Annotated in this window: 11 protein-coding genes and 1 pseudogene; 7 read left to right on the top strand and 5 right to left on the bottom strand. The window is 55.9% G+C overall.

Annotation, left to right across the window (positions count from 1 at the left end; all coding sequences use genetic code 11):
* Positions 1-1,040 precede the first annotated feature (1,040 nt).
* Positions 1,041-1,415 (top strand): HNH endonuclease, encoded by a 375-nt coding sequence (locus tag APQ99_RS11930; protein ID WP_136361379.1) that lies wholly within the window; start codon positions 1,041-1,043, stop codon positions 1,413-1,415.
* Positions 1,416-4,185: 2,770 nt separating this feature from the next.
* On the opposite strand, the gene APQ99_RS11925 is transcribed toward APQ99_RS11930, so the two are convergent.
* Together APQ99_RS11925 and APQ99_RS11920 are read right to left on the bottom strand one after the other, a co-directional pair.
* Entirely contained in the window at positions 4,186-5,979 is a 1,794-nt protein-coding gene (locus APQ99_RS11925; RefSeq protein ID WP_244288982.1) for a hypothetical protein, read from the bottom strand.
* A gap of 234 nt (positions 5,980-6,213) precedes the next feature.
* A complete protein-coding gene (locus APQ99_RS11920; protein ID WP_136361377.1) occupies positions 6,214-8,472 on the bottom strand; it encodes a hypothetical protein in 2,259 nt (752 codons plus the stop codon).
* A gap of 246 nt (positions 8,473-8,718) precedes the next feature.
* On the opposite strand from APQ99_RS11920, the gene APQ99_RS11915 reads away from it, so the two are divergent.
* Together APQ99_RS11915 and aglG are read left to right on the top strand one after the other, a co-directional pair.
* On the top strand, positions 8,719-9,474 hold the full coding sequence (locus tag APQ99_RS11915) for a hypothetical protein (protein ID WP_136361376.1): 756 nt from the start codon (positions 8,719-8,721) through the stop codon (positions 9,472-9,474).
* Between the two features lie 271 nt (positions 9,475-9,745).
* Positions 9,746-10,684 (top strand): glucosyl-dolichyl phosphate glucuronosyltransferase, encoded by a 939-nt coding sequence (gene aglG / locus APQ99_RS11910; RefSeq protein ID WP_136361375.1) that lies wholly within the window; start codon positions 9,746-9,748, stop codon positions 10,682-10,684.
* 34 nt (positions 10,685-10,718) lie between these two features.
* Here aglG and APQ99_RS11905 read toward each other — a convergent pair whose 3' ends face one another.
* Both APQ99_RS11905 and APQ99_RS11900 read right to left on the bottom strand, forming a co-directional pair.
* Positions 10,719-11,699: an alkaline phosphatase family protein gene (locus tag APQ99_RS11905; protein ID WP_136361374.1), complete on the bottom strand. Its 981-nt coding sequence runs from the start codon at positions 11,697-11,699 to the stop codon at positions 10,719-10,721.
* 60 nt (positions 11,700-11,759) lie between these two features.
* On the bottom strand, positions 11,760-13,139 hold the full coding sequence (locus APQ99_RS11900) for a sulfatase-like hydrolase/transferase (RefSeq protein ID WP_136361373.1): 1,380 nt from the start codon (positions 13,137-13,139) through the stop codon (positions 11,760-11,762).
* Positions 13,140-13,281: 142 nt separating this feature from the next.
* Between APQ99_RS11900 and APQ99_RS11895 the strand changes: the two genes are divergently transcribed.
* Complete coding sequence (locus APQ99_RS11895; protein WP_136361372.1) at positions 13,282-14,475, top strand: glycosyltransferase; 1,194 nt, start codon at positions 13,282-13,284, stop codon at positions 14,473-14,475.
* A 16-nt stretch (positions 14,476-14,491) separates the two neighbouring features.
* On the opposite strand, the gene APQ99_RS11890 is transcribed toward APQ99_RS11895, so the two are convergent.
* Positions 14,492-15,439, bottom strand: a complete 948-nt coding sequence (locus tag APQ99_RS11890; RefSeq protein WP_209000305.1) for a glycosyltransferase family 2 protein — start codon at positions 15,437-15,439, stop codon at positions 14,492-14,494.
* 123 nt (positions 15,440-15,562) lie between these two features.
* On the opposite strand from APQ99_RS11890, the gene APQ99_RS11885 reads away from it, so the two are divergent.
* The 3 genes and pseudogenes from APQ99_RS11885 to APQ99_RS11875 all read left to right on the top strand — a co-directional run.
* Positions 15,563-16,990 (top strand): sulfatase, encoded by a 1,428-nt coding sequence (locus tag APQ99_RS11885; protein WP_136361371.1) that lies wholly within the window; start codon positions 15,563-15,565, stop codon positions 16,988-16,990.
* A 60-nt stretch (positions 16,991-17,050) separates the two neighbouring features.
* Positions 17,051-17,509, top strand: a pseudogene (locus APQ99_RS12900) (IS6 family transposase); the annotation flags it as partial.
* 114 nt (positions 17,510-17,623) lie between these two features.
* The coding region (locus APQ99_RS11875; protein ID WP_148889184.1) for an IS4 family transposase at positions 17,624-18,114 on the top strand (491 nt) is incomplete at its 3' end.

The following is an 18,114-nucleotide window of genomic DNA, read 5'->3' as shown; positions in this document are numbered from 1 at the left end:
TTCGATCAGCGTTGCTCGACCGTTACTGACGACTCATCACAACAGAACAGATGGCTCAGGTCAGGCTAACTGGCGATGCTTTGTGAGGTACTGATTATGGTCGTCGTGATGGGGGAGTTCATCAGCTGCCCCTGACCCATCGTAGTAGTCCTCAGTCATCGGTGTCCTCTCTGGCGGTTTTGACGAGGATGCGAGGCTCGATCTCGGTGACGGGCGTTCGGTTGCGTGCCTGCCACGTGCAGCCTGTCCACTCGTCTCGTTGTTTCCACCATCCAGGGCCGTCCGTTCGCGGCTCGAACCGAAGCCGATACTGGATGATGCTCTTGACCGTGAACCAGATCTCGAACCCGCGACATTCCTCACCAGCAGCAGGCTTCTTGCTAGCTGGGTTGGATTGATGTTGCCAGTCGGCGACTGGAATACTACGCGTTGCTGTTGGTCGATGAGGCTCTTTCATGGTATCGTGGGCCAGAACAACTCTGTTCCAACCCTCACCACCCCCGGGGGATACAAACACAGCCCTGCGGCAGAGAGTATCCTCTCATTCTACGTACTCCCGGTTTGGGGTAAGTTTGAGCGTGGAATCATCTCTTGGTTTGGAGTGAGAAATCTCGACAGATACCAAATCTCCTCCTCAATATCGTTATGGTAGGATTGTGTCTGTCACGGGTGCGGTGGGTGGGGATATTCGGCTACGTGTTTGTCTGAGGTCGTTGCGGTCTGGCTAAGTGGACAGCTCCATCGTACTTGTTTGCAGTGTGTGCAACCCTCGCCTGGTAGTCTTCTTTTGACGTATCCGCTCAAAACCGGGCATGGAGACCGTAAAGTGGGGAATTCTGGTCTGTAGATTTCCAGCTATTGCGTTGCAGGAACTGCAAATATGGGGTAGTCCCTCCTCAGTCATCTCGTGTACAGCCAGCACGACACACAGCAGAACTGACCGATATGTTCACGAGAAACGCCGCTGGTCATCGAGTCCGACTCCAGGACTGCGACTGGGCTACAAGGACGTACTGGCATACACACAGACACACAGATACATGTTGAGTACACGCACGTTCCGCGAACACGTCTTCGACACGCACGGCCGCGAGTGCATCATCTGCGACCGGTCACCCGAAGACGGTTACGAGCACAGCGACCAAGACCTCTCCGTTCATCACGTCAACGGTGACAGCACTGACAACCGGCCCGAGAACGGGATTCCAGTCTGCCAGAGCTGTCACGTCCACATCCACCGCGCAGACCACCCCCCGTACCGCCAATGGCACCGCCAACTCCCCATCGAACATCGCCACCCCTGGAACCAATTCACCCCACTCCCCTACACCGGCCCGCAGCTCACACGAACTGAAGCCGAACGTCGCTTCGGCGACGACAACGCCACCCCACGAAGCCTCAAATACCAGGACTAAAGATCTCTGGTGGATGCCTTCCCAACAGGAACCAGCAGGAAACCACTCTCCCTGAAGGTGGCTATTCAGTTCTGATTCTCGCCGATGGGCCGCATCCACTGGTCGAACTCGGTGATGGATCGCTGACTGACGTGCCGCCAGCCTGGATTGTTCCAGACCTCCTCAATACGCTCCCACTCCTCCCGTTCACATGGGACGAACCGGACACGACGCCGCAATCCGGTCTGGTCAGTAAACTCTACGACCTGCTCACACCGCGTATTAGGAGTCATCGCTTGCTTGGTAGTGGGAGTGCTCTGTGCGGTGATACAACTCGATGGAGCCGGAACAGACCCCTTGGATTCTTGGGTTGAATTCATTGTACCTGAGGGTGATTTTCCGATACCCTCTGCCATCATCGGGGGATAGAAACCAACCCTCGCGTCGATACTCTTACCAGCAATCCCGACTCTGTCGAAGAGATTCGAACCACAAGAATAGGGGAGGCGGTGAACCTACTGAGGCCTGCTTAAGGAGCGAACCTTCCAAGCGTCTTGACTTCCAACAAATCGACGGAGAATGCTAGAACCGGTGTATGGAGTCCCTGAAATTGAGTCCAGCCCTGTCATTGAGGTAATATCCGGCATCGACATATCTGGAATACGGGGTTAACGACGCACCCGACTGTACAGTGTTGCCACCCGTCGCATACGAGACAGCTCTCCATTGTCTCCCCTTGTCGTTTGATGGCTGGTCGGGTATCGGAAGCCCTTCGATCCGACGATGCTCTGGACAACCCACCTAGTCTCCACCACAGGTTGTCGGCGACTCACCACCAGATTACAACGGGTCTCCCCCAGAATTCCCAACTACTCCCCGCCTTGTCCCACACCGCAATTCGAGGGGATTACACGTAGCGAACTCACGTATCGATTCGGTCCCTACCCCTGTATGACCACTCAGACGCTCCAGAGCTACACCCCGATACTTCCAGAGTTGCCCATCGAGATACACCACAATTCTTCCAAGATCTCCCACCCAAACTCACTACCGCGAACCTATGGTCTCCTACACGAACACACGAGGAGTTTCCTTGGATCTACCATTGGATCACCGAGGACGACTACCCACCCTTACAATCTGTTCGCTAACCGCAGCATCTGCAGCAGCACGTCGGTCCGCCTTGTATTGTCAGCGGTAGTTTCATGGCTAATCGCTAGACGGAGTGGTAACCGCAGCACCAGTTCCCGACTAAGATAGTAGATATTGGTAGACTGGTGGCTGGGGCGCTGGCCGTGAGAAAGACAGGAGGGACCCCACGGATATGGGGATTGTCTACCCAAAAGGAGGAACAGCATTCGTCGAGTAAAACACGCTGGCGACCGTCAGAACTTGTCCCTTGAGTTTTGAGATTGGTAGTGGTTGATGATCCGTCCGAACCCCACGGGAGATTGGAGCCACGAGCACGTCACATACCTCTCGACTTACCCTGACTCATCAACTTCGACTAGAGGTGAGTGTATACACACCCCAGTTTTGCTGGCCGGCACTCACAATCGAGACATATGACTGTCCGACGAAAAGAGGAGGAGGCTGACCGCGTTCAGGGGAGTATCTATCCCTGTCCCTCATCAAAATCGGATTAATTACCTGACGGCGGCGTCATTTAGCTGGTTCATCATTAGAATTGTAATGACAGGACGGCAGCCGGTTATGACGGAGTTGTAATTACAGTATCATGCGCGGGGTAGTTAGTGTAATCACACGACAGCAACGGTATTTGAGGGGTTTATCATTAATGCTGTAATGAGGGGATGGCAGTCGATTTCAGGGTAATTGTAATTACAGTATAGCGCGCAAGACACGCTCCGGTAATTACCCGACTGCAGTGGTGTTCGGCAGATCTATGATTAGGGTTGTAATGACAGTGCGACGGCCGATTCAGATGGGGCTGTAATTAGGAGGGCGTACTCGCGGACAGTTGTAATTACACGAGGACGGTAGCATTCGATAGGCCTGTCATTACTATTGTAATGACGGGAATGCGGTTGATTCTGTAGGGTCTGTAATTATGCAGATTATCGGCGATAGGTGTGTCCGTCGGTTGTCGCGTATCGACTAGTGCGGGTTGGGGCACGACGTCGACGTCGATGTCAACGCCATGTGCCGGCCGTCTGGCCGTTTCATCGCTGGTCTAACTGGCAAGGGATGAAGAACCCTTGTACCGACTGAACGCCTGCACAGTCGTCTGTAAGCACCTCAGAGAGCAATCATACATCTAGGTTGTCTTCAAGCGATAACTCATTAGAGACGCTTCCAGCGGCATCCGTTTCTACCCGACAACAATTGATACCATTGGGTCTCTAATCCGTGGGTCCCCCCTGGGTGGCTAGCCGCACTCGTTTCTCACAACAGCAGTTCTGACTACTACTATCTTAGTCGGTACTTGCTGCGTCTGCATCGACGCTTGCTTGCGATTTTACCTGTAAATGCTGCGGTCCCAGTATGGTGGTAGATTGGTACTGCAAGGAATGCTGCTGGCGGTGGTTCGGCCTCGAACGGTTTGGTAGCGGAGTGGAGTGAGAGTTGCTGTTCTCGAGATATCTAGTTGGGGTCCGGCATACGTGATGGTTCGATCAGCAGGCAGAGGGTACCAACTCGTGCGAACCAATCAAACACTGGCGAGTTTGTCCCAAGCCCGTACGGTAGGACGACTCGTCATACTATTGCGAATCAAGAACCGCGGCTCGGATCTACGCTTGTTCCCATTCGTTCAGTGTGCCGGTCCGGGTCATGGTTGGTCGCCGAGTGGATACCGCCACTGTCGGTCGGTGTCCATGGTGTGGGCGACATCGTCGGGGGCAAGGTCGAACTCGAAGCCGTAGGGATCGATCGTGCGTAGCCAGGTACAGAGCTGCGGGAACAGTTGGTCGATCGTGAGCGTGTCGGGGTCCGCCGGGGCCGTATACTGATCGAGAAACCGCTCGACAACCATGGTGGTAAACGAGGGGGATCTATACCGGGGGTCGTCTGTGTCGATCCACGCTGGGTGGTGGTGGTATTCTCGAAACCCGTTGGTCGTCGGCGTCAGGACGGTTGCGTACTGGGTGCCGGTTGCGAGAAACGCCGGGGTGACAGGGGGTGGTAGCGGCGTCCAGGACGCCGCGAGTGCCTCAGTCGTCGGCGCACGCGTAATGTGGTTGCCGTTGGCATCACTGACGACGTATGCGTTGTCGACGCGGCGGCAGTGTGGTAGGGACTCGATGAGCGACGCGGTCTCTAGGGTACGTGGTCGTCGTGCGAGGCAGGTGTCTCCAGCCCACAACTCGAGGGTGTCTCCGGGCGTCCACCACCATTCCGGGTCGTCGTACGACTCTGGATGCACTGCCCACTGTCCGTCGACTTCGAGTCGCTGTGTCGTCGTATACAGTCGCGTCCGGGTTGGCGTCGACTCCCGGAACGGCCGCAGCAGAAGCGTCGCGATGTGGCGGGCGGTTGCGTCCGTGTCAGCAACTACGTATGCGGTTGTGCCTGCGCGTGCGGCGTCGCTTACGAGCTCGATGAGGTCGCCGGCAGAAAGTGTCTCTTCGGTGACGACCAGGACTGGCCGTGAGCGGCCGTTTCGGAAGATTTCGAACGTGGCGGACGGGAATGCTCGTGGTCGCCGGAGCGTTCCGCGTGTCAGAAACCACGCTGCGGCGGCCTGTGTGTGCTCGTCTGCATCGTCGATGTCGAGTTTTTCGAGTGGGTCGACTGGAGGGGGTGTCCAGGCGTTGGTCGTTGCAGGCGTTGTGCCCGGTGCTTCACGTAGGACGGATTCGACGCTGTACTCGAAGCGCTTCCAGCCCGGGACTGCCGGCCACAGGTCGTGGTCGTAGTAAGCGGGGACGTGTTCGAGAAACGCCGGCAGCGTTTCGGCGTCGACGGTCAGCCAGGGGTCGACATCGAACGAGGTGTACGCACGTAGTCGAGACGGACTGGGGGCTCGCTCGCGCAGCGCATCGAACGCATCGGGACTGCGTGCGAGTCGCTGGCGGGCGTCTGGCCGGTGGTCGGCGTCGTACTCGAGGTCGCGAATCTGGTCGGTGTCGAGATACAGCCGTGGGATGGCGTCATCGTGTCCAACAAGGGGTACGTCTTTGGAGACACTCCACGTGCCCTCCAGGGGCAGCCGCCACGAGGAAGTGATTACGTCGTCCGTGAAGTACGTCGCTGGGTCAAACGTGCCGTCATCAAGGGTGGTGGCGTAGTCGGCGTCGCTCACCCACTGGACGTCGGGGTCATACAGCGCTGCTCGAAGCGATACCTGACGGTCGGCACCATCATTACGGACGATGATTTGCACGACGTGTGGGAGTCGATTGTCGATAAGCGTCTCGAGATAGCGTTGAAGTGCTGTCGATGGTGGCGACACGGCTGACGTGTAAGTGGTGGCTGACGAATCGAGCAAGCAGGCGGTCACTGCGGGAGTGCTCCCTAGTTGGCTGACCTCGACGAGTTCGAACCCGAGTGCTTGTGGCAGGTGCTCTTGGGCGGACCGGATGAGGGAGTAGTTCGCCTCCAGTGTGCGGTCGCCAGCTGCCATGAGCAATTCTTGTGTCTGTTCGCCGGTATGGATTACCAACTCGGCGACGTCATCGGGCTGGCGAGTGGCAGTGTACACCGTCCGTGCAAGGTCATCACCGAGTGGCACTGTCAGTCGCTCGGCAGGGTTATCAATGCCCGGGCTGCGAAGTCGCAGGTAGGTTCTGAGCGGTGGCATGAAAGACGTGGTGAGTATGGTGTATTAGCTGTAATTGAGGGCGCTAAGACTCCTTCCTCAGAGTGTGAGGTCGATCTCAGCGTCAACACTTGGGAGGTGTGGCGAGACGAGGCCGCGTGAGAACACCCAGGTGTGATCGCTGAGTGCTTTTTTGCCGTCAGTGGTGTCTTTTCGCTTGATGTGGTCGGGGAGGCCTCTACTGAACCACTCTTTGTCGGGGGCGCTTTTGTTCGTACACCACCGATAGAGCCCCATCATTGCCGTGTGGCACTTTTTGACGTTGAGTTCTGCGCCGGGTGCTTCAACGAGGAAGTCTTCTGCAATTTCGGCGCCGAACTCGCTGTAGCGGTTTTGTTTACCGTTGGCGCGCTCCCACGCTGGTGTGGCTTCGTACTCAACGAAGTCACCGGTGTCTTCGCTTGCGGTGTCCGTTTTGTACATGATCGTCACGTACTGGAGATAGCTGATGTCGATCGGGACGTGTGGCATCGTCACGCGCGTCCAGTCGCGTTTGAACGCCGCTTCATTCTCGTAGATGAGCGTCTCGCCGTCACGCGTAGTGACGATATATTTGCCGTCTTCGTAGCGAGCGGTCGCACAGCCGTGCTCAACGGTCGTGAGATCGGCCTCAGCCGGACAGCACGTGACGACCTCGCCGTCAATCACGTGGACGAGCATATCGTCGTCTGTGAGATACCATGTCGACTCGGATTCGGGCGTGACGAGCATCTCGCCGTCGATTTCAGGGAACACGTCACCCTGGAACGTTCGTGCCCCGTGGTCGGTGAGTTCTCTGAACGTCGTCCGGAGAGCCGTGTAGGCGCGGTCTGCGGCCGCCTCACTTTTGAAGACGAGGATAACGTGTCGGTCAGCGGCTACTGCTCGCTCGACGTTTGTGAGGATGTTTGCCGGCTTTGAGCTGTTCTCCCACTCCGGTTCGACGTGGACGATGTCGCTTTCGACCTTTTTTTCGAGGAGATTGATATAGCCGTTATCCGTCGTGAGTAGTTGGTCTGGCTGTGTCGTTCCGTCTTGCTCGACGCGAGTGATGTCGTCGCCGCGAGCACGCCCGAATGTGGTAAAATCCTGTCCGAGTTTGAGATGCTCATCGGTGCCGTCGGTTTGATGTCTGGTCTCCTCATCAATCTCGAGATTCGGGGTCTGCCAGTCAGTTCGGATGTCGATATCGCCGATCTCTCGCGGCGTGAACACCGGCGCACCTCGAACTGTATGCTGCCAGGGATCGTGGTCATAGTAGTGCGCGTAGGTTTCTGTGAAGTACCCAATCGTCGCGGGGGGAATCCAGAATCGACCGTAGTACTCGTAGTCTTTTAGCGTGGACTTCCAGCCAGTTGACCCACGGAGCAACCGTGAAAATTCCGTGTGACCGAGAACCGCGTCGATGAGGGCGTCAACCTTCTTTCGATGCTGGAGTTTCGTGTCATACCGCTTTCGCATCCCGTCTTTGTAGGTGACCGTGTGGGTCGTGCGCCCGTTGATCTGGTGGTTATACTCGATGTCCAGGTAGTCATCGATGTCGATATTGAAATTCGATGTCACGCCAACGTTGTTGAACGCTCGTGCGAGATCCGCGTTGGCTCCCTCTTTGAGAAGCCGCGCGACCCCGCGTTTACCCTCGAAAGTGTAGTCGGGTGAGAGCGGTGCTAGTCGGGACGTGATGTAGAACTTTCCGTCACCGGGCTCGACGATGAGTTGATGGACGAATGGCTCGCGGGCGTGTGTGAGCGCATCGAAGACGTCAGCCATGCTGTCCGTGGTGACTTTGCCGACTCCAGAGACTTCCTTTGAGTCCTCGTTGACCAGGCGACAGGTTGAGACGCTTCCACCAGCCGAAATCGGATTCAGGTCGAACTCTCCGACCTCAACCTCATAGACATCCGGAAAGGCCTCTTCCACAATCTTGTGGGCGGCATCAAGGCCGCTATTGACGACTTTGCCATCGAAATCCCTGACCTTCGACTGGAGTGCGCGCCCATCGACGAAGTGCGGTGCAATATGGAACACGTGGCACGTCACAGCTTCAATATCGGGTCTTGAGCGGGGGACCGGGCGCGGGTACGTCTGCACTTCGATCGGGGCTTCAAAATCCTTCGCGAGCCTCGTTGTCGTTTCAGCGACGGCACTCCCTTCATCGGTGAGTTTGTGGGCGTAATCGGGATCGGTCGGCGGCGTCGCGTGAATAACTCCCGTTCTGGTAAATCCATCATCGGAAGTGGGAATCCACAGTTCGGGACGCTGTTCGTGTTCATCGAAGAGTGTTTTCACCACGTCGACCGGGAGCGTCTGTTGGCTCATCCGAGAGCCCTCCAGCGTGGTCGCCCGGCGGTCTGTCGCAACGCACTGTGGACGCGACAAGTTGTGTATTCGGTCATGCTACATCGCTACCTGATGGCTACCTGGGAAGTAGTCGCTATGTAGATTCTACCCCCGAATCTACGAAAGAACTAAATATATAGTGTATATCAACCCCCGTCGAATTCTCAGAGATGATAGCAGAGCCGAACGTATATGCTTCTGACGCTACAGCGTTACACTACCCTCATGAGCAGCCGTCCGGAGAACACTCACCCCCAATCAAACCACACCGAACTCGCGACACGACTACGGGAAGCGATCAAGGACAATGAGCAAATCACAACGTCACATCAAAGAATAACCCCAATCAAACGGCGTACCCCGGACATCGTTAACTGCCTGGTCCAAGAGGAAGCGGACCACTGCCAGAATAATGACGCTGTGGAACCGAGGGGTGTCAGTGCCCCGCAGTTGGCCGCCACAGACCACTTCTCAGTCGGCGAAGACACACTGAGAGCGGATCTGAAAACACTCACCGAACACGGCTACCTCGACGTCGAAACATCTGGGACGACACATTGGTATACAATCGCCGACTCGTGGACGCACCCAGAGACAGATAACAACGACACAGCATCCCTCACCGAGTCGACCCCAACATCAGATACTGACCCCACTGAATCTACTCACACAGACACTCACAACCCGGCACAGACATCGGTAAATCACAGTAACTACCAGCACCTATCCGCGGTGTTCACACAGGGAGCAGCAAATCTCACGCCCAAACAACAGTCAGTAGTCTCTATTTTCGCAGCCAGTGCTCCCATAGTCGGTATTCTCGGATTGGTACTCATCGTTGGCGGACAGAACGGTAACCCATACTTTGTCGCTGCCGGCGAGGATATGATTCGAGCGAGCGTGACGCTCCTAATCGGATGGTTCACTTTAACTCTCGCTGGACTAGCTGAAGGCCACACAGACAGACAACAAAGCGTTTAGTTTGGTGAGCCTAATCGACGGACGAACTCAACCACTCGAACCTATCAGAATAGGCGGTTACCATGAGTATCCCGCCCTCTTGCTGTCCTCTGTCGGTTGAACGAATAGCGCGTCCATGAACCGCCTCGGGGTCAAGCCCAGTGGCATTCGCCTCGACAGCCTGCAAATCGAAAACCTGGGACATACGCGCAGTTGTTACTTAATGCGGATTTGGCGCGACGTAGCTCGGAAAGCACAATCCTTATCGCCGTTTGCCGGGCATCGTACGGCAATGAAGGTCTCCGTCGTCGTCTGCACGTACTCGATGGAGCGCTACGGCCCATTCTCGGAGGCGGTCGAGAGCGCGCTCGCACAGACCCACGACCCGGTCGAAGTCGTGGTCGTCGTGGACGGCAACGGGGAGGTGTTTGAACGCGTGCGCGCGGACTTCGGCGACGAGGACGACGTCGTGCTGCACTGCAACGACGAGAACCGCGGGATCTCGTACAGTCGCACGAAGGGCGCGGAGCTGGCGTCGGGCGAGATCGTCGCGTTCATCGACGACGACGCGACAGCCGAACCGGACTGGGTCGAGAAGCTCGTCGACGTCTACGAGAACTCGGACGCGATCGCCGTCGGTGGCGACGTCGTCCCGGACTGGCAGGTCGATCGGCCCGACTTCTTCCCCGCGGAGTTCTACTGGCTCGTCGGTTGTGTGGAGCCAGGGTTCGCGGAAGATGGTGAGGAGGTCCGGAACACGTACGGGTCGAACATCTCCTACCGCCGCGAGGAGTTCCTCGAGGTCGGTGGTTACGACCCGAACACGGGCCGGAAAGGCGATAAACACCTGCAGGCTCACGAAGCGCCCGTGGGGATTCGACTGTTGGAGGAGTACGGGAAAGGGATGGTGTTCACCGAGGCTGCGGTGGTCCATCACAAACTGTTCGATTACCGCGGCAAGTTCGACTGGCTCGTCTTTCGGTCATTCTGGCAGGGGTACTCCAAGCGCGTGATGGACTTGCTCTACCCGGACGCGCCGGACGACAAGAGCGCTTATTTGAAGCAGTTGCTGACGTACTTCGTTCCCCAGCGCGTGAAGGGGTTGGTTCGGTCGCCTTCAGTTGCGGCGGTGCAGCAACTGGTGGCGATCTTCGTGTTCACTGGGGCTGTCGGGCTGGGGTATCTGTATGCGATGGTGACGCCGAACGTCGTGGAGAAAGCGAACGCGTAAGTCCATTTCAGGAACTCGTTTCTTGTTTTCGACGTCAGCGGTATCCCAGGTCCCGTAGGTGTTCCTCGACGTCGATCTTCGTTTCGTCTCCAACTTCGACGTCAGGTTCTCGCGTCTGTTCGTCTGTCGCACTCGTTTCGACCCACGGCACCTTGCGGACGACCGGATGAGGGAACCCCTCGGGGTGGCCGTACGCGTACCATTCCCCGAACGCTTCACCGTGATCAGACGTGATGACGACCTTCTCGGCGTCGATGTTCTCCAGCAATTCCTCCACGTCGTCCAGAACCCATCGAAGTGTCTCCTTGTAGTCTCCGTAGACGTCGTCCCGCGACGCGCGCCCCACTTCGAGCAGTTCGTATCCCCGGTCTTCGCGCTCGGTTGCTTCCCGTCCCTCTCTGAACGCAGCGCCGACGTACGGAAGGTGGGGCTGTGTGTAGTGCGTTATTATTTGGTCGGACTCACCGTTTCGCCCCGCCTCGATCGTGTAATCGGTCATCGGCTCTGGGAGGACAGAGCCGTACGTCTCATCGTGATTCGTCTCCCACACTGCGATGTGGGATTGAAGTTCACGTTCGTCGACGACGGACCAAGCGGAGAGGTCGATCGGCGTGGTGTTGTTCGCTGGGGGACGTCCTCCACGAGCGAGAATGCCTTTGCTAAACCCATTACCCGAAATGTACGTCGTGTTGTTTATCTCGTCTTTCCTCGATTCCGTGAAGGTGTTCGCAATCCACTCCGCAGACTGACTGCCGACAGACCACTTACTCTCGACATCCCCAATGAACTCGTACTCGTCGGCCACCTCTCGAAGTGTATCCACACGGCAGGCGTCCAGTACGAGTAACACGTCCCAGTCCGAATCGTAGATATTCTCTCCGAATGGCCAGCGGGAGGTAATCGCGTACCAGACAGTCAAGTAGATCGTGAAGACGAGATACAGCGGGGCTCTACTCGGTTGTTCTCGAAGATGTTCCATCATCTCCGAGAACCACTCACCGGCGTTGACGCTCATCACCTCCTCGTAGCGAGTATCGTATTATGAATTCGGTGGTATCGACACCGCCACACCGGGTCAGAGATACCCAAGTTCCTCCAACTGGGACTCAATATCGTCGCTGAGTTCTGTCGTCGCACTCTCGGCCTTCAGGTCCGTCACGTCGACGGAGAAGATGTCGGTTGCAGCCTCCGGGACCTCGTCGGCAGTGATTTCGGCCTTCGAACTGTACCCTCCATCCGTCTGTTCGAAGCGGTGTGCCTTCCCGAGGGAATCCCAGACGTACTTTACACCATCTAAGTAGACGCATCTCGAGGAACGGTCCCAGTATTCGAATCGTTCGTGATCAGTTGGTGGGTGTGCGACGCCGATGCCGGCGACTTCCGCGGCTAGGGGGACCTCCCGTTCGAAGGAGTGGTCGGTTGCAATTGCGGTGACGAGTCGCCCTAGGTCCAGGTGAGAGATCGGTTTTGTTTCGTCGATCTCCAGCGTCGTGTTGATCACTTCGAGCGGAACATGTAGGAGAGGTTCGGTCATGTCGGGGGTGACGTGGCCGAACCGGGGTTCGTGTTCGTCTTCGGCGAGTTGTTCACCGTGGTCGGCAGTGATTATAACTGCCGTGTCGTCATTCACTGACTCGCAGAAGTCGGCCACCTGTCGGGACACGTACTCCACAGCCGCGGCGTAGAGTTCCCGATAGACTCCGATCTCCTGACTGTGTTCATCGAGAGTTTCGTCCATGTTCATCCCGAGGGCATCCAGATCTGGCGTCGACTTCCGACTCTGGTCAGAGAGCAACGACTGGTCGTACCCGCGGACATTCGTCAGTGGTCCGTGGGCGTCCATGATGTTGACGAACAGGAACGTCGGTTCGTCCGAGCGATTCAGTTCGCGCTCTGCGCGCTTCAGAATCTCGTTGCACCCGTCGTCGAACGGCTTTGCCAGGGGAAGTCTCTGGAACAGCTTTTCGGCTTGGGAGACAACACCGTTGGCGACACTCTTCGCTGGGTGGTCGTGCGTGAGACACGATCGGAGGAACTCGACGTACCGTGTAACTCCCTCCGAATCAGATTCGTGCCAGAACTTCGAGGGTGACAGCCCCTCGGGGTACGGCATCGAGGAGGTGATGTGGAAGAAGTCGTCGAACAGTTCGTCGAACCCGAAGATGGGACTCGCGTACGGATTCGCACTGATTCCAACTGTCCGATACCCTTCCAGATCCTCGAGGAAAGTGTCTTCCGGGTCTAACTGGTCGAACGAAGGAGTAGCCGAGTGGAATCCGTGCTCGTGTGGGAGTGACTCAGTGAAGATGCTCGCGTGACTCGATACACTCCACGTGCTCGTCGTCCGGCATTCGTCAAACGAGTGGTTCGACTGGTCTCTGAGCTGCCCGCCGTAGCGTTCGAAGTAGTCGTGTCGTACCGTATCGAGACAGAGCAGCACGACATTCTGCGTCATTGGCTAGTAGTTCCGAGTGAACGTTAAGTAGATAGCGATGGGTTCTGTGAGTGGCGACGTTTTCGTCATCGATCTCCACCGTTTGGCGTAGGCGAGCACACTTCCGTGACACCTTTGGCGACGTGTGCGACAAGGGTAGACAATGAATAGCGGCGACGATCCGGTAGAAGACGTTGCAATCGCCCACTGGGGTGAGCACGTCAACGGCGGCGGAGACCGAGTCGCGTGGGAGCTAGCTCGCGTGTTCGAGGACGCACCGCTGTACGTCGGCTGGCAGGACGAGAGCATCGAGCCGGCGGACATCCAGACGGAGCAAGTGATCGAGGGCCGGTTCCTCGAGTGGGCGCTCGAACAGAGTAGTGCTCTCAGGATGTTCGCCCACCTCCTCGGCTGGCAGAAAGCCGAACCGCTACGTGACTACGATGTGCTCGTCACGAGTGGCAACGAACCACTGTTCTACGTTCCGCCGACCGAGCAGGTGTGGGTCTCGTACATCCACCATACGAACCGACGTCAATCCGACCAGATCGACGAAGTCGGCGACGGGTTCACTGGGTCGATCAAACTCCTGTTCTACTACCTCGTTCGCGTGATGTTCGACCACAACACGCACAAACCCGATTTATTCCTCGCAAACTCCGAGCAGGTGAAACGGCGGATGATTCGCTACTGGGGCATCCCCGAGGAGAAGATCGACGTCGTGTATCCACCAGTGGACACAAACGGCTATTCGCCAAGTGACGCCGAAACCGGAAACTACTATCTGACACTCTCCCGACTTGACTGGCACAAGAGCGTTAACGGTATTGTGCGTGCGTTTGAGGGCCTAGATAAGAAGCTCGTAGTCGCAGGGGATGGTCCAGATCGAGAGGACCTCGAACGAATCGCTGGCGAGAACGTTGAGTTCGCCGGCTACGTCAGCGAGTCCGAGAAACGAGAGCTGCTAGCTGGTGCAAAAGCGTTCGTATTTAATGGCCAGGACGAGGACTTTGGTATGTCACCAGTGGAAGCCCTAGCCGCTGGGACGCCACTTCTGGGCGTTAAGGAAGGAATGACCCAGTACCAGATCGTCGACGGGAAGAACGGCTACACGTTTGAGCGAGACGAAACAGGCGAGGCAATTCGTGCTGCGGTTCGACGATGCGAGGACGACGGAGTCAAATGGGATGACTTGGAGATAGAAGCGTTCGCCGACCGGTTCTCTGTCCAGTCGTTCCACGACCGCATGCACGAAGCAGTCGAACGTGCAACTGAGAACGCTAACGTGACTCCAGACTGGTACTCGGAGGTCGACGACCCATCACCAGATTCGAAGCACGATCACGCGGAAGAATAGCCCGCGAGCTACGTACTCACCGAATGAACTGCTTGGCAAACGTCAGCAGTGGACCATTCCTGTCGATGCCGAATAACGCGATGACGAACATCACGTAGGAGATCGGCCGAAACGGGCACCAAACGATGGCGAGACTGAGGTGTTTCAGGGCCTTCCAGCGATCGCCATTTGAGTCATAGTCTCGGCCGATGATGTGGTGGTGGTACGAGAAGATGCGACTTCGGGTAAAGAAGCCCAACTCCGACGATCGTTCTTTGACCTTCTCGAAAACCGCGAGATCGCCTTCGAGTCGACTTTTAAAGTCCTTCGAGATGCTGTCCGGCTGCTCGCGCTTATCGACGAGAATTTCGTCGACATAGTCGACTTCGTAGTGTTCCGTGATGCGAATCCAGAGATCGTAATCCTGGCGGCTTGGCAGATTTGTGTCAAATCCGCCGACTTCTTCTAGTACGTCACGTTGAACCATCACCGTCGATGTAGGGTTGACGAGGTCACGTTCCAATTCTTCAACGTAAATGTTGCCCCTCGCTTCTGGATACTGCTCCCACTCAGAGCCGTCAAGTTCGTACTGGACGAACCCGGTATAGACGAGTCCTACGCTGTCTTCCGCGTGTTCGAAGGCTACCAGTTGCTGTTCTAACTTCGTGGGTTCCCAAATGTCATCTGCGTCGAGAAAGGCTACGTATTTTCCCTCTGCATGTTCAATTCCGGTGTTTCGGGCGGCTGCGGCGCCTCTGTTTGTCTCGTGGCAGATGAGACGAGCCCACTCACCGAATTCGTTAACCACATGACTGATCGCATCCTCAGATGCGTCGTCAACAACCACTACTTCAACGTTCTCTAGAGACTGCTTCTGTACGCTTTGTAGTGCCTCTCGGAGTAACTCTGGCTGGTTGTAGACTGGTAACACGACGCTGATCATCTGTTCAAGGTAGTCCACTCTCGTTGCTTTCTTCTGAATCACCTCTCGTGGAGATAGACCGGTTCCAAGTCATCTTGATTCTATTTTCTAGTACCGGTACGAAAAGACTGTCGCTGCGCTGGCTTAGATAGCTCTTTTTACCCGTGGCGAGGAATTAAGTGAATAATGGACGAATTACCTGACCTTCTGTGGTTGAGTTTGGAGAGTGTGCGTGCAGATCATACTCCGATGTACGGATATGAGCGGGACACGACACCCGCTATACGCTCTCTCGCTGAAGAACCTGGTTCGAACGTTCTCGATAACGGGATTGCGCAATCACTGTGGACTCCCGCGTCGTCTGCGTCAATGTTGACCGGTACCTACCTTTCGACCCATCAGGTAGGCCAAGATGGGAAAGCGAACGTACATCTCTCTTCCCTATTGACACTCCCAGAACTACTTCAGGATATTGGCTACGAAACCGCACTCTTCACCCCGAACCCTTTCGTCAGCGAAGCGACCGGTCTTGATAGGGGATTTAACCACACAAAGTCTGTGAAAGCAGTTCCCGAGAGCTATTCGCCTCGCCACGAGGATGTGCTCGACTACTGGATAGAGGGGCTTCGGCGTATCTTCCAGTCACGGGCTATAGATTTGGCTCGAACCAAACACGAGCTCAAGACCACCGAAAACGAAGTGTTGCAACGTCACGCAAAGCGGTGGCTCAAATCGACACGAACTGAGAATAGTCCCTTCTTCGCGTACGCACACATTCCGGGCCCACACCATCCTTACCTCCCGAATGCCGACTACGTAGATTGTTTTACGGACGACATCGCGTTCTCCACAGAGGAAGCGTACTCGTTGGTGAAAGAGATTTACTACGGAGGCTCGGACGAGATTAAGCGAGAGATTGCGACGGGTCTGGACCTATCGCACAACGAATGGGACGCAATTGAGGCCATGTACGACGCAACGTTGAAGCACATGGATCAGACAGTAGAAGAAATTGTATCCACTGCCCGAAGTGAATCAGACGACTTGATATTGGTTGTCGTTGGGGATCACGGTGAACTGTTCGGCGAACATGGCGTGATTGGGCACAATCTTGTCCTCCATGAGAAACTGATCCGGGTGCCGATGGTTGTTTCGGGGATTCCTGATGTAGTGACTGATGAAGATACGATGACCCAGCAGATCGACCTTACTCGTACCTTGGCGGAGATTACTGGTGTCGTTAGAGATCAGTTTGAGGGGCAGGATATCCGTGACTCTGAACGAAAGTATGGAGTCAGTCAGTACGGACAAGCGGATTTCAAAGCCTATCTGGAGTACAACCAAGGGTTCGATATTGGTCGGTTCTTCGAAAAACCCTATACTATGGTTACTGACGGCGAGTACAAACTCGCAACAAACGTAGAGCGGACCGAATTGTATCGGCTCCCGGATGAAACAACCGACGTTTCTGAGTTAAAAGAGAACCACCTACAACGACTGAGTGGCGTACTTAAAGACCATGATATTGAGTGGGATCGGAATGATGAATATGAGAACTCGGAGTTTACTGAGTCTCAGATTGAACAACTCAAAGATCTTGGATATTTATCCTAAGGTACTGTCTAGTTAAGTCCGTTTTGAGATGTAAGCAGGTCGTTGAGTTAATCGGTCAAGATGCTTGCAGACCTGCTCAGTAAGAGCTATGAGCCGGATTTAGAAGAAACTTGGAGAACGAGTAGACGACGACGCCCGTCAGGGCGTTCACCGTCTGCTTCCACCAAACCAGTTGTTCACTTAGAGAGACAACAACGATCTTAGTAGGGTTAGGCGTGCAACGCTCTCATGGAGCTATTTGGAACTGGATTCATCGACTAGCTAACAGCGAACGCAACCCTTGACGGCGACGCCGTCAGGAGTCGCCGTTGACGAGACCGCTGTCAAAATCAATGGCGAGTGGTCTTGATTGTACGCTGCAATAGGCATCGAGACAAAATTGATGCTTGATGTTGCGTTGTTTACTCGGCATGGCACTGATCCGCAGCTTCGTCCCTGGCTGATCCCCGTGAGAAACCTGATCACTCGGAGGCGAAGTTTCTCGTCGATCAATTCGGCTATCGGATTACCCTCTCTCGACATCCGTCTTTAGTTAAGCGAGAAACCGCGTGATAGCGGCGGCTTATCGAGGCACCTTTCGGAAGGAATGAGGAAGTCCAGTCTGTGCACGACAAGGACTCCTCATCTCGGATTATGCGTCGGCTCACTACACTGTTTCCCTCTGAGTTCCTTGAAGAGCACGCCGAGGAACTCGGCGTGGTCGAACGTGACCGCAAGCTCCAGATCCCTGCCTTCGTTTGGGCATTCGTGTTCGGCTTCGCCGCAGGCGAAAGCCGAACACTCGCCGGGTTTAGACGCTGTTACAACTCGACTGCCGATGAGACGATCTCTCCGGGTGGATTCTATCAGCGGTTGACACCGACGCTTGCGGAGTATCTCCGCGACCTCGTTGAGCATGGTCTCGACGAGGTCGCTGTTCCTAACGCTGTTGACGCTGATATCGACCGATTTAGAGACGTGATGATCGCTGATGGAACGGTGTTGCGGTTACACGAATTTCTCTCAGATCAGTTCGAAGCCCGCCACGAGGAGCAGGCTGGAGCGAAGCTCCACCTGCTCCACAATGCCACAGAGCAGACGATTGAACGGCTCGATACTGCTAACGAGAAAACGCACGACAGCAC

Source organism: Halobacterium salinarum DSM 3754, from assembly GCF_008124605.1.
In the GTDB taxonomy this organism is placed as follows: Archaea; Halobacteriota; Halobacteria; order Halobacteriales; family Halobacteriaceae; genus Halobacterium; species Halobacterium salinarum.
This window is presented reverse-complemented; position numbering and strand designations above follow the sequence as displayed.